The 12972-nt window shown below is 48.1% G+C and carries 8 protein-coding genes; 3 read left to right on the top strand and 5 right to left on the bottom strand.

Going from position 1 to position 12972, the window contains the following annotated elements:
- A partial coding sequence (locus tag KDK17_RS14585) for a CAP domain-containing protein (RefSeq protein WP_257288367.1) occupies positions 1 to 1721 on the bottom strand: 1721 nt, incomplete at its 3' end.
- A 232-nt stretch (positions 1722 to 1953) separates the two neighbouring features.
- Here KDK17_RS14585 and pip point away from each other — a divergent pair.
- Entirely contained in the window at positions 1954 to 2907 is a 954-nt protein-coding gene (gene pip, locus KDK17_RS14580; RefSeq protein WP_257254673.1) for a prolyl aminopeptidase, read from the top strand.
- Positions 2908 to 2990: 83 nt separating this feature from the next.
- On the top strand, positions 2991 to 3428 hold the full coding sequence (gene dtd / locus KDK17_RS14575; RefSeq protein WP_257280172.1) for a D-aminoacyl-tRNA deacylase: 438 nt from the start codon (positions 2991 to 2993) through the stop codon (positions 3426 to 3428).
- A gap of 29 nt (positions 3429 to 3457) precedes the next feature.
- Here dtd and KDK17_RS14570 read toward each other — a convergent pair whose 3' ends face one another.
- Positions 3458 to 3991: a hypothetical protein gene (locus KDK17_RS14570; RefSeq protein WP_257288366.1), complete on the bottom strand. Its 534-nt coding sequence runs from the start codon at positions 3989 to 3991 to the stop codon at positions 3458 to 3460.
- Between the two features lie 452 nt (positions 3992 to 4443).
- Between KDK17_RS14570 and KDK17_RS14565 the strand changes: the two genes are divergently transcribed.
- On the top strand, positions 4444 to 6036 hold the full coding sequence (locus KDK17_RS14565; RefSeq protein WP_257253140.1) for an FMN-binding glutamate synthase family protein: 1593 nt from the start codon (positions 4444 to 4446) through the stop codon (positions 6034 to 6036).
- A gap of 43 nt (positions 6037 to 6079) precedes the next feature.
- On the opposite strand, the gene argS is transcribed toward KDK17_RS14565, so the two are convergent.
- The 3 genes from argS to KDK17_RS19645 form a co-directional block, all read right to left on the bottom strand.
- Positions 6080 to 7822: an arginine--tRNA ligase gene (argS, locus tag KDK17_RS14560; RefSeq protein ID WP_257253138.1), complete on the bottom strand. Its 1743-nt coding sequence runs from the start codon at positions 7820 to 7822 to the stop codon at positions 6080 to 6082.
- 385 nt (positions 7823 to 8207) lie between these two features.
- Positions 8208 to 10019, bottom strand: a complete 1812-nt coding sequence (locus KDK17_RS14555) for an F-box/WD repeat-containing protein (protein ID WP_257288365.1) — start codon at positions 10017 to 10019, stop codon at positions 8208 to 8210.
- Between the two features lie 17 nt (positions 10020 to 10036).
- Positions 10037 to 12637 carry an ATP-binding cassette domain-containing protein gene (locus tag KDK17_RS19645; RefSeq protein ID WP_257288364.1) on the bottom strand — a complete coding sequence of 867 codons (2601 nt, stop codon included), beginning with the start codon at positions 12635 to 12637 and terminating at the stop codon, positions 10037 to 10039.
- Positions 12638 to 12972 lie beyond the last annotated feature (335 nt).

The following is a 12972-nucleotide window of genomic DNA, read 5'->3' as shown; positions in this document are numbered from 1 at the left end:
AAGTGTCTCGGTGAAGCAAAAACCTGGGCCCAGAATATTCCGTATTTGCCGGAGGCTTTCTCTACAAAACTGACTCCCATCTCGGTGACAGCAGGGCTCATGATGTTTTTGCAATGACCTTCACTGCTCATCCAGGCTTTGAGTACAGCATCGACACTGCGTTGGCCTGCTGCAACGTTTTCGGCAGTGGTTGACCAGAGATAACCTTGTGCTTCAACTCGTTGAGTGGGTTGACTTCCATCGGAACCGCTATGGCTCATAAAATCTCCATTTGCCATATCGGTTGCATGTCTGAAAGCAGCGGCTTCAAGAGAATAGTTCCAGCGCAAACGTCCGACTGCAGACATGACGGTATTGCCACAGACCTGCGGCTTGGAACGTATAGCATTGACAGCCATCAGCATTTGATCTGAAAAGCTTTTGACAGGTTGTTTTATACCCTTCTCAGGCGGGTGGAAGTTGGGTCCATGGGGGTTGAACCAGTGACCGTTGGACCAACGGGATCTTAAGCCGTTATCGACTTTTGAACGGATGTATTTCAAGGCCTCATGTCCTTTCTTCGGAAGCGTGTCTATAAAACTGGCCCATTCCGGAGGCATATCTTCAGACTTTCCCATTCCCATGCCATCGAGTCGGGCCATCAACGGCAAGTTGGGAGCAATAATTTCTTTTTGAAAGTCTTGTAAATAAGCTTTAACCGTTTCCCAGTTCTGATAGATGGCACCGGACACGAAACCGACAGGAATGCTCTTGAGAGCGCTGACTGCAAAGCTTTTTAAAGAACGGATCGTGGCACTCTTGCGGTACTCCCTGGCGGCTTCGCTTCTTAACTGTTTGACTTCTTCATTCAGTCTTTTTTTAGCAGCTGCTCTTTCTCTGGCCGCTTTCTTTTCAAGCTCTTTGCTTCCCCAACTGAGTTGGGTGTGCGGATTCTGGTCATTTTTGACTCCAAATTGGAGCGCTGAGAAAAAGTAAGGTGGTATATCACCGCTGCTGACAGCGAAGAGATCAAGTGCCCTGGCAGGTCGGTTTATCATTGAATTCAGCGAGTCTTCAGGAAGAGCTTCCCCGGATGTCTGATGGGCTTGCAGATTGAAGACAATGGGCTGCACGTGACCGGGAGCAGCATTCACTCCCGGTGTCAGGAAAAGGCTTATATCCGCTGTGATTAAGGCTGTGAACAGAGTTTCAGGCTCTTCTGACAGTGAAATAATGTTTTCTTCAACTTCATAGCTGCCATCTTCGAACCCTGTGAAGATCTGAGTTGCAATCGACCCACCCGCTAACGGTGTTATTGTCAGTATTTTTTTCTTCAGAAGAATGGCCAGTTGGGTGTTCAGGTTATTGATAGGAACACCCGGTGTAGCACCTTCAGGTGTTTCTGCGCTATGACTTTCAAGATAAATGTGCAAAGCAGCTGCATTGATTGGCTGACCCTCAGGATATTCCAGGCGTTCTGCCTGTTGTCTGAAGATTTGGCTGAGCTCCTGTTCACTGAGAACGCTCATGATGGAACGAGCCCAGCAACTTCCCTTATCTGCGCTTTTGCTGCAGCTTTCAGGCGTTCGATAATTGTGGCTGGAGAGATAACGCTTCAGCTCATCAGAATCATTCTGTGGGAAGGAGTTCACCCCGGCAGCGTGGGATAAACCTATTGCTACAGAGAACACCAGAGCAATGATTAATGGATCAATGGATCTTTGAGTTAATTGAGTGTTCATCGGCTACTGCCCGCTATTACATCGTTATACATAAGCACTCCTTGCCTTTTTTATCAGTCATGAAAACTCAGATAGTTTAAAAGCACAAAAGTTCCCTGAACTTCAAACCCACTACAAGGCTTGGAAAACCATGGTTTTTAAGAGTATTGTAGAGTGTTCATGAGGTAGCTCAGACGCTCTGTTTTTCAGCTGACTGACTACGCTTGATTCAGTGACTTCTGAAGGAAGGAACATGCGCACGCTTTACCCGGCTATAAAGCCATACTCTGTTTTCAAACTGGCTGTGGATGATGTTCATCATGTTTATGTGGAAGAGTGCGGGAGCCCTGATGGTATTCCTGTGCTGTTTGTCCATGGCGGGCCTGGGGTCGGCACTTCGGAAAAAGCACGGCGATTCTTTGATCCTGAGAAATATAGAATCATCCTTTTTGACCAGCGTGGCTGTGGCCGGTCGCTTCCCCATGCTGAGCTGGAAGGGAATACGACCCAGAATCTGATCACTGATATGGAGCAGATTCGGGAGCATCTGAATATTGAAAAGTGGATTTTGTTTGGTGGTTCCTGGGGCTCTACCCTTTCTCTACTCTATGCCCAAGCTCACCCCAAAAGGGTTATGGCTATGGTACTAAGAGGGATTTTCCTGTCCCGACAGAAGGACTTTGACTGGCTTTACACTGAGAACGGGGCCGGCAGAGTGTTTCCGGATCACTGGCAGCATTTTGCAGAAATCATTCCGGAAAGTGAGCGAGGTAATATGCTGGAAGCTTATTACCGTCGCTTGACCGGTGATGATGAGCTGGCACAAATGAATGCTGCCAAACACTGGGCATTGTGGGAAGGACGTATCAGCACATTGAAACCCTGTCCCGATGTTGAAGAGTTTTGCAGTGAGCCTCACAACGCAAAGGCCATTTCCCGGCTTGAAGCCCATTATTTTATAAATGATAGCTTTATTGAAGCCCACCAGATTATCCGGGACATGAAATACATCGACCAGATTCCAGGTATTATTGTGCACGGTCGATACGATATGATCTGTCCTCTGGACAATGCACAGGTATTGGCTGAACACTGGACAGAAGCCGAGCTTCAGGTGATCAGAGAGGCGGGTCATTCATCCTCCGAACCAGGGATTGTGGACGCACTGGTGATTGCAACGGACAAGTTGGCTGTTAAGTTCGGATAATCCTGAATTCGATCAATTGATGTTCTTCTTAGCCCTGGCTGTGAGAGCTGGGGCGACTCTTCACTTCCAGAGTAGGATAACCCATGCGCGGATTAATCCAGCGAGTTCAGTTTGCTCATGTCAAGGTGAACGGTGAAACCGTAGGCGAGATCGAAGCAGGTCTTTTGCTCTTTCTGGGCGTAGAAAAAGACGATGATCAGGCAAAAGCGGATAAGTTGCTGGACAAAGTACTCAAATATCGGGTTTTCAGCGATCACGGCGGAAAAATGAATCTGGGTTTGAAAGACACCGCTGGTGGGTTGCTGGTGGTCTCTCAGTTCACGCTTGTCGCCGACACACGCAAAGGACTCCGTCCCGGCTTCAGTTCCGGGGCTTCTCCTGAGCATGGTGAGAAATTGTATGACTATTTTGTGGAGCGTGCCCGCTCCCTTCATCACGATGTGGCAACGGGTCGTTTTGGTGCCGACATGAAAGTCTCCCTGTTGAATGACGGACCTGTTACTTTCAATCTCGAAGTCTGATGTTTGTCATTCACTGCATTTCCAGATAGTCAGTGATATCCTCCATCAGATGGAATAATTACTCTTTGGCGAAGGCTCTCCAAATGCTGAGATTCATCATATGAGGGTGGAGCATTCGTTCTGTCTTCATCCCGGGGGATCCTTGAACTCAGTTCAGCGGCTCGCTGTGGCTGAATAGTAACTGCTTTTTCAAGATCTCGTAATCGCTGACATTCTCTAATAAAGGCTGCCTCGGCCAGATAACCTGCCTGACCGCCGAGAATGCACCCGGCTGTCGCACCACCCACAAGCCCTACAGGGCCAAGTGCTATTTGTTGCCCGGCAGCCAAACCGCAAGCGATACCGCCACACATACCGATATTCCTCATTAGTAAGCCCGGACCACGCTTTATTTCTACAGGAAGATGACGTCTCCAATTACGGGCATCCCAGAGGAAGTTTTCGTAGAGTGATTTTTTTACGGTCAGCCCCAGAAACTTGCCAAGATTTGAATCCGTGCTGGATTCTGTTTGTGTGCCCCGATCAATTGTTTGATGACTGGGCGCTTGAGTGTTTACATTCATACTAAAGTACCTCTTGTTTCTAAATTATGAATCGTTCAAATCAATTTACCCTCACAGAGAATAAGTTTTACCGACACTTGCGATGATATATTTCACAAAGTATTCAGCGAATATTGGTAGTGTCACGTAACCTGACAGTGGAATTAAGCTGATTTATCTGATCCCTGTGACTTTGGACAGTGCCACTACGAACTAGTTCCAGTAGTAGTATTTTCAGACTCTAATCATTTATCATTTCTAAACAGTCCGCTTTACAACCCGCCTGCAAGGTATCTGGTTTGCTGCGATTTTGCCTCGCCTCTGTGTTTTAAGGGCAGGCTGTGGGGCCCTCCGTCTCTGTCAGGATAACTGTCACTGCCAATGAAGGAGCGTTGCCAAAGCCCGTTTTATCATCAAGACTCAAGTGCATCAGGTCCAGCTATCTGGACTTTTTCACTGAAAAAGGTGGAGAAATGGCACGTAAATTGTTTTTCTGGATTGCCATTGGCGGAACGCTGATCACATTGATTCTGTCGTTTTTCTGGCCCGGTATATTGTGGCTGTTTGTTTTTCTGGTACCTTACATTCTGGTTGGGGTTTTCGATCTGACCTGTACCCATCATAACGTTTTGAAAAATTATCCTGTGATTGGCCATATGCGCTACGCGCTGGAATTTATCAGTCCCGAGATCCATCAGTACTTTATCGAGTCAAATCAGAGCGGCAAACCTTTTAATCGTGAAATTCGAAACATGGTGTACTCAAGGGCCAAGGGAGTGTCTGATACCCAACCTTTTGGCACCCAGTTTGAGCTGACCGACTGCGGCTATCATCGAGCCAATCACTCCCTGAAACCCAAAGAGGTGGATGCCATCCATGGAAAAATACTGGTTGGTGAATATTCCTGTTCGCAGCCTTATCTGGCGTCAAGGCTGAATATTTCTGGCATGAGTTTTGGTGCCTTGAGTGCCAATGCTATCAGGGCGATGAATGCCGGGGCTTGCAGGGGAGGCTTTGCTCACAACACCGGGGAAGGAGGGTTAAGTCGACATCATCTGGCAGAAGGTGGAGATCTGATCTGGCAGATCGGTACAGGCTACTTTGGTTGTCGCACAAAAGAAGGTGGTTTCGACAAAAAAATATTTACTGAAAAAGTGAAGCATGGAGCCGTGAAGATGGTTGAAATAAAATTATCCCAGGGAGCCAAACCTTCTCATGGGGGCGTTCTGCCCGCCGTCAAAGTGTCGAAAGAAATTGCTGAAGCCAGGGGCGTCCCTGAAGGCGTGACGGTCATCTCTCCTCCTGCTCATTCGGCTTTTTCAACGCCCAGAGAGCTGATTTTGTTTATTGACCATCTCAGAGAGATTGCGAATAAGCCTGTGGGCTTTAAGCTCTGTCTGGGCAACAGAGTGGAATTTATGGGCATCTGTAAAGCCATGCTGGAAACCGGTTTGGCTCCGGACTTTATTACGGTCGATGGATCAGAAGGAGGGACAGGGGCCGCTCCGGTGGAGTATACGGATCGTTTGGGAATGCCAGTGAATGAAGCTCTGGTGTTTGTGAACAACTGTCTCGTAGGCGCAGGCCTGAGAGAGAAAGTAAAAATCATTGCCAGCGGCAAGGTCGCGTCGGGTTTTGACATGGTGACAAAGATCGCTCTGGGTGCCGATCTGTGTAATTCGGCCAGAGCCATGATGTTTGCTGTGGGATGTATTCAGGCATTGAAGTGCAACACTAATCAATGTCCAACGGGGGTGACCACTCAGGACCCGATCAGAGGCAAAGCCATCAATATCGCTGACAAACAGGTCAGGGTGGCCAATTATCACCGTGTGACGGTGGCCAGTTTTCTGGATATTGTTGGTGCGATGGGGCTGGAAAGCCCTGATCAGCTGAATGCGAGTCATATCTTCCGCCGTCTGGCAGATCAGACAGAGGCTTCTTACGCAACCATCTACCCTGTTTTGGAAACAGGTTTTTTGTTGAAATGTGATGATATTCCCGGGTACAGCGACCACTGGGCTCAGGCCTCGGCTGATGAGTTTTTGCCAGAGCAGCAGATATGAATGCCGACATTAACGTCGGCATTTTTTTCCGGGTTAAACAGGGTTACATCTGCTCAACGGTCTCAATGCCGAGCAGGTCAAGGCCTGTCTTGAGGATATGGGCAGTCAGGGCACAGAGTTGCAAGCGACTGTTTTTAACGGGTTCGTTGACCCCTTCTTTGTTAACCGGGCAGTTTTCATAAAAGCTCATGAATGCACCAGACAGATCATAAAGGTAGCTGCACAGTACGTGAGGGGTTCCTTCACGAGCCGCTTGCTCAATGGTTTCACTGAAGCGGTTAAGCTTCAGAGCCAGATCTCTCTCAGAAGGCTCTTCAACCAGAATATCACCGGTGAGGTCCGATTCAGCTACTCCGGCCCTGCGGAAAATGCTCTTAATACGGGTGTAAGCGTAGAGCAGGTAAGGCGCGGTGTTGCCCTCGAAAGCCAGCATGGTGTCCCAGTCGAAAACATAATCGCTGGTGCGGTTTTTGGACAGGTCAGCGTATTTTACCGAGCCCATGGCAACGGCTTTGATGACTTTAAACTTTTGTTCTTCGCTGAGATCAGAGGCTTTGCTGGCAATCAGTCTGGCTGCACGCTCTTCCGCTTCGTCCAGCAGATCCACCAGTTTGATGGTAGTACCGGCACGAGTTTTGAACGGTTTGCCATCCTTACCCAGCATCATACCGAAGGCATGATGTTCGGTGCGGGTGTCTTCATTAACGAAGCCTGCTTTGCGGGCAATGGTGAAGATCTGCTCAAAGTGCTGTCCCTGGCGAGCATCAACATAGTAAAGAACACGGTCAGCATTTAAGGTGTGGGTTCGATGACGCAGTGCTGCCAGATCGGTTGTGGAATAGAGGAAGCCGCCGCCAGACTTTTCGACGATGACACCCATTGGGTCACCGTCTTTATTCTTGAATTCATCCAGAAAGACCACTTTGGCACCCTGGTCTTCACTTAACAGATCTTTGCTGGCCAGTTCATTAATAATGGCAGGCAGGCTGTCATTGTACGCGCTTTCACCCATGACGTCAGACGGTGTCAGGGAAACATTCAGTCGTTCATAGACTTCCTGGTTGTGAGACAGCGTGATATCAACCAGTTTTTTCCAGAGTTTCAAACAGTGTTCATTGCCAGACTGTAATGCGACTACGTACTCACGGGCTTTTGTGGCAAACGCTTCGTCATCATCAAAACGTTTTTTGGCTGCCTTGTAGAAGGCTTCCAAATTTGAGAGCTCCATAGCCTGAGCTTCCTGGCTATCGTGCTCCAGCTCTTCGAGGTGAGCAATCAGCATACCGAACTGAGTACCCCAGTCTCCCAGGTGATTCTGGCGAATGACTTTGTGGCCCAGAAATTCCAGAGTACGAGCGGTGGCATCACCAATGATGGTAGAGCGAATGTGGCCAATGTGCATTTCTTTGGCAACATTAGGCGCAGAGTAGTCGACAATTACGGTTTCCGGACTGTCGACAGTGTTTACTCCGGAACGATCGTCTTTTACTGATTCTTCCAGTCCGGCAGCGAGCCACTGTGGATCGAGGTAGATATTGATGAAGCCGGGTCCGGCAATTTCAGTTTTTTCAGCAATACCTTTCAGGTCCAGATTGTCTTCCACTTTCTGAGCCAGGTCTCGAGGCTTGAGTCCCATTTTCTTTGCTGCTGACATCACTGCATTGCACTGATAGTCACCGAAGTTGGCCCGTGCGCTTTGGCGAACCATGGGAGGAGTATCTTCCGGGGCTCCGGCGGCGATCAATGCTTTGATGACTCTGTCTTCAAGCAGTTTAAGAATATTCATGGAAAAAAAGTCCTTGGTCTGAAACTTGTTTGCGATGATTTTTTTCGCTCAAGGCTGCTCATCGGGAAAAATACTTTGCACTGTCTGTGTTTCATTGTTGATTCTGGCCAGTGGCAGCCCTGTTCTGCAAAAAAGCAGGGTGTCGAAAGTGATGGTGACTGAAAAGCAACCTTTCAGCCTTGGCATCGTCGCAAGGTGAGTGTCAGGCAGCTTATGGGCTTGCCGCGGTCAGGTGCTGACTGAAGCCGTTCATGACTCACCGTGTGAGAGGAAGATGGAGTGGCTGATGAGAGTGATTTCATAGCCGGAAATGATAGCGAATAAAGTCGCTTTGAGACAATAGCCAGTCTCCGGCAATCGTGATAACAGGGCAAGTCGAGTGCTGTCACTCAGTGTTAGCAATCAATGGATTATGCCCCCGTAATTCATAAACGAACATTTTCTTATCACGACATGCGACTATCGCATAGTGGCCACTGTAGCTGATGAACTGGATTGGGGCACCGTGGGAAATGATCGCTTTTTGGACCCATTCTCCATCCGTTTGCTGACCATGGATTATTAACGTCTCTACAGCGATGGTCAATACGTGGCGGCTATCAGGGCTGAATATGGCTGTGACAACATTTTTACCATGGAAAATGACAGCCGTTTTGTGCCACAACCCAAGCTTCAGACCATGGATCATCGCAGTGCCATCTGAACTGGTGGTTACCACATGGCGGCCATCGTGGCTAAAGTTGGCCGACGTGACCTTGCCCTTATGGCGAATGGTGGCTTCAATCACCCATGATCCATTATCGTCCTGGTACAGGATTTTTACCTTGCCATCTTCACTGGCGGTTAACACATAACGTTCATCGGGGCTGAAGGCAGCTGATATGATTTGGTCGTCATGGGAAATGGTAATTTCATGCTCCCACGATCCATCGTCTTCCTCACCATAGATGGTTACCGCGCGCCCGCTGGTGATTAGCAGACGGTGACTAGTGCGACTGATGATGGCTGATTTGACCCGATTATCATTGAACGCAAGCTCTTTTTCTTGCCACAGCCCATTATCCAACAGACCGTGAAGTCTTAATTTTTGATCTTCGCTGATGGTCACCACATGACGGTTATCGAAGCTGAAGAAGGCTTTCAGAACCGGACTATCAACAGTAATGATCGTTTCTGGTTCCCATGAGCCATTCTTCAGACCATAGATTTTCGCTGTGTTATCGTAACAGGCAATGACCAGATGTTGGCCATCGTAGCTAAATTGCGCTGATTCGATGCAATTATCCAAAGATATAAGCTCTTTTTCTTCCCATAATCCATCGTCCTTCAGAGTCAGGATTTTCGCCGTTCCATCCCAACTGGCCGTCACCAGATATTGGTTATTGGGGCTGAAGGCGATTGATTTGATCGGATTTAAGTGGCTAATGGTGACTTCTTCTTGCCAGGATCCGTCGTCCTTCTCACGACAGATTTTCCCCGTAAAGTCGTAGGAAATGGTCACCAGACGGTGTTCATCTTTACTGAAGCGGACTTCTTCGACCCAACGATTATGGGAAATTATGGTTTTTTCTACCCAGCTGAATTCAGACTGTGATTCATCGAACTGGCGGGCATAAATTCTTGCCTTTTTATCCATACCGGCAACCGCTATATAGAGACCATTGAGGATGGTTCTGACAGACATGATATCGTGATCATAGACAATGGTGGCTTTTGTACCGACTTCAAATTGTTCACATTTAGACATCAATCTGGTTTGGGTGAAGTAGAATAAAGCAGGAAAATAAGTTTTCTCCCGGTGTTCCATGAGTGACTTAATTAGCTGTTTATCATTCGTAAATAGCTGCAACCATTGAGTGAGTTGTTTCACTTCTTCTGTAGGAAGAGCCCTCTTAAGTCGATCTTGGTGTGGTGAAGTAAATCGGCGATACCACACCTTTGCAAGCGCATGGTTATCTTCAATGGTCTGGTGAAAGTGAGTACATACCTGCTGTAAACGGGCAACATCCCTAAGCGTTAAAAAGCCAATAATTTGCTCTTGTATTTCGATGGGCAAACAGATTAACAAGGATTCTTGGCTGTCAGGTACCGAGACAGTTCTACCCCAACCACTACCGGTTGGTGTTTCTAATTGAACTTGATTGGCAGTTACTGAGAGTAAGCATTCATTGTTGGAGATGCTCGCTATTTTAGGCATATCAGGCTTCACCTGAGTTATTCATTGTCTATTTCCCTGAGACTGACCTGGCTGTTTTCCAGATGAATCCTGCCGGTAAAAAATCCATCGTAGTTATTCTGGGCGGCATTGTGGTCGACGATCAGCAGCAGACTGTCGGGCAAGTATTTTTTAAGCATCCTCTGTGCCTGTTGCACTGAAATCTGGTCCATCCCGGCGAAAATTTCATCCAGTATGGCCACTTCAGGACGCCGGTTAATCACCGAGAGGAGTGCCAGTTTTTTAATCTGGCCGCCACTGAGCTGATCTTTCCAGTTACGTTCGTCGTGAAGCTGTTCTTTCAGAAGGTGCCACTGATCTTCGGAGTAGAAATCGATCTCCTTTAACAGGTTGATCAGTTCCTGATCGGTGAGGTCGGTTCTGTGCTTTGGGTTTCGCAGAGCAGGATGCGGGTCGTCCGGGTCACCTTCCAATCGTAACGTGACCAGTTCTCTCAGGGTTATGTTGGGTGGAATGTAGGTCAGCTGTTCGGCGTGGAAGACTTCAGGCAACTCGCCATTGGCAGTGGTGTAAGTGACATTGCCCGTCGCCCATATACCATTGCCGACTTCTCTTCTGATCTTTGAAAGCAGGCTGCTCTTGCCACTGCCGGAAACACCGGAAACCGCAAAATAGCCCTTGGGAAGGGTTAATGCCTGGTCGGTCATCAGTACACCTTCAGGATGCCCCATGGAGAAAGCTTCCAGACGGATGGCTACCTCATCCCCTTTTTGAGCCCGATAGTCAGGCTGTTGCCACAGTTCCCTGGGGGAGCGTTTTATTTCCGCTCCCAGTGAGTGAATACTGTCTACCGCTTTATTGAAGCTAAGCAGGGTATCGACGTTGTCAGCGTGCCATGATAAGGCACTGGAAACACTGTCAGTGGCGAAAAGAAGTGCCTGATAATCACCGTATACCACTTCTCCAGTACTCATCTTCCTGGCAATGAGAAGGCTTTTGGCAACGAAGTCGATAAGGCTTTTTACAGTGCCCCAGCTACCTGAAATCAGTCCTGCTTTAGACTGGCTGGCTTCTGTCTCCCGAACTGCCTGCAGCAGCTCGGCATACTTTTCGACCATAAAATCTTTTTTTGCACCGCTGCCGATGGTTCGGGCATTGGTGGTGAAGTCTTTTTTCAACACGTCGAGTTCAGTGCTCAGAAAATCCCTGTTGATCTCCAGATCCAGGGCTCCCCTGTTAAGCGACATGGTTATGGATTCAGTCGTTTTGCTATAGATATCCATGAACACCAGCATATCGGCAGCGCCACTTTTGACAATAAAGGAGAGGTCGTAAAAACCACCGATATAAGCGCGGGCCAGCGAACGCTCCAGTATGCTGCCGGCAGTCACAACGTTGTGGATACTGGTATCCATTGTGGCAATCAGGGTATCAAGCGTTTTATTCAGATTCATTCTGATAAAGTTCTGGTCATCGAAAAAGAGACGCTCCAGTTCATCCTGTGCAGATTGCTTCATTAGAAGTCTGTAGTAGCTTTCTATGACCGAATCCATCAACCAGTGTCCCAGGTAAGGCAGGCAGAAGTAGACCATTGACCGCCCGGCCCCAATATGAGCGGATAGAGCCTCCTCAGGTTTTATGCCGAGCCTTGGATTAAAGTTTGCCAGACCTGCGTGAAGAGACTGGGCCCGGGAGGCGCGCATCTTGGCCAGTCTGGAACTCATCAGCTGAGAGCCGACTATGGCAAGAGCCTGCATGTGTGAGAGTCTCTGGATCGTCCGGCTATCCATAATCTCATTCAGGGTCTGATCCATTTCAGAAATGGTTTCCAGGTTGGTTTTGTCATGACTCCGACTTGAGGGTTTCAGAGTGATACACAAATAAGACAAGGAGTGATCGTCTTCTGAAAGTGAGGTAAACAGGCAGGTTCCACTCCAGACAGTGCCCACAGTTTCAATCAAATAGGGAACATTGAGTTGAGACACCGCAGAACGGTATGAGCTGCCAATCAGTGGCAGACGGCTCAGACCCGATGAAAAAAATGGTGTCATTATTTTTAGCTGGGTGACAGCGGACAATGTTGTAGACAGGGGTTCGGTGTCGGTGAGATTACAAGCAGCCATCACTTCATCGGCTACACCGATAACAGCCCCCGCAGCGGCTCCCGGCATTCCTATCAGAATGGCGGCGTTAAAGGCCCCTTTTGCAGGTGCGCTGATGTACTTTTCCAGGAAGTTCAACTGGCCCGTAGCAACCATTGCGCCACCAACAAAACCACACAGGTAATTGAGAGAGCCGGGCATGGGAGTATTGCTCATGGTAGCCGCTCCCATGACACCGGCACTCATATAATAAGGGGCAGATGTTTTGAAGTGATTGTAGAGTACGTCCAGACTGGATAGGGCGACACCGGAAATAACACCTGCACTCACGGTGTAAGGCGTTTGATCAGGCGAATTGCTCGCAGCGATACCGCCTGCAACACCGCTTATGAGAGGCATCACCAGCCACTGAGAGTGATGCAACATCTGATGAGGCTGGTGAGACACCAGATCAGGGTAAGAGGGTTGTACTGATTCTGAAGAGAAAGCTACTTCATTCATCAATAATAGAATGAATATCAGGTTAAAAAATCGCACTCTAAACTCCATTTACTTCTTTGTTCTGCTTTATGAGTCACTTCAATATGCTTTATGAGTCACATCTGAGGACTGGATCTGAAAGTATTGGAGTAAAGGGAGCCAGAAAAGTTCCTGCCTTTTACAATATGAAATGAGTGTTATGAGGTTGGAGATTTAGTGCATTTTTGTTGGATGAGAATCATCAGGCAGGTGTGCATGATCTTATTGATTGAGCCTGAAGAATATCTTCAGGTTCGACTATTAGGTGAGAATAACTCAAATCACTTGCTGTACCTACCTTACCAAATTGAGCGGAAAGCCCCGTACTTCTAGTTCGGGGATGGATAGCTCGC

The sequence above is a fragment of the Endozoicomonas sp. SESOKO2 genome (genome assembly GCF_024606245.1).
Classification (GTDB): Bacteria; Pseudomonadota; Gammaproteobacteria; order Pseudomonadales; family Endozoicomonadaceae; genus Endozoicomonas_A.
Note: the sequence above shows the minus strand (reverse complement) of the source record. Positions and strands in the feature narration are given on the sequence as shown.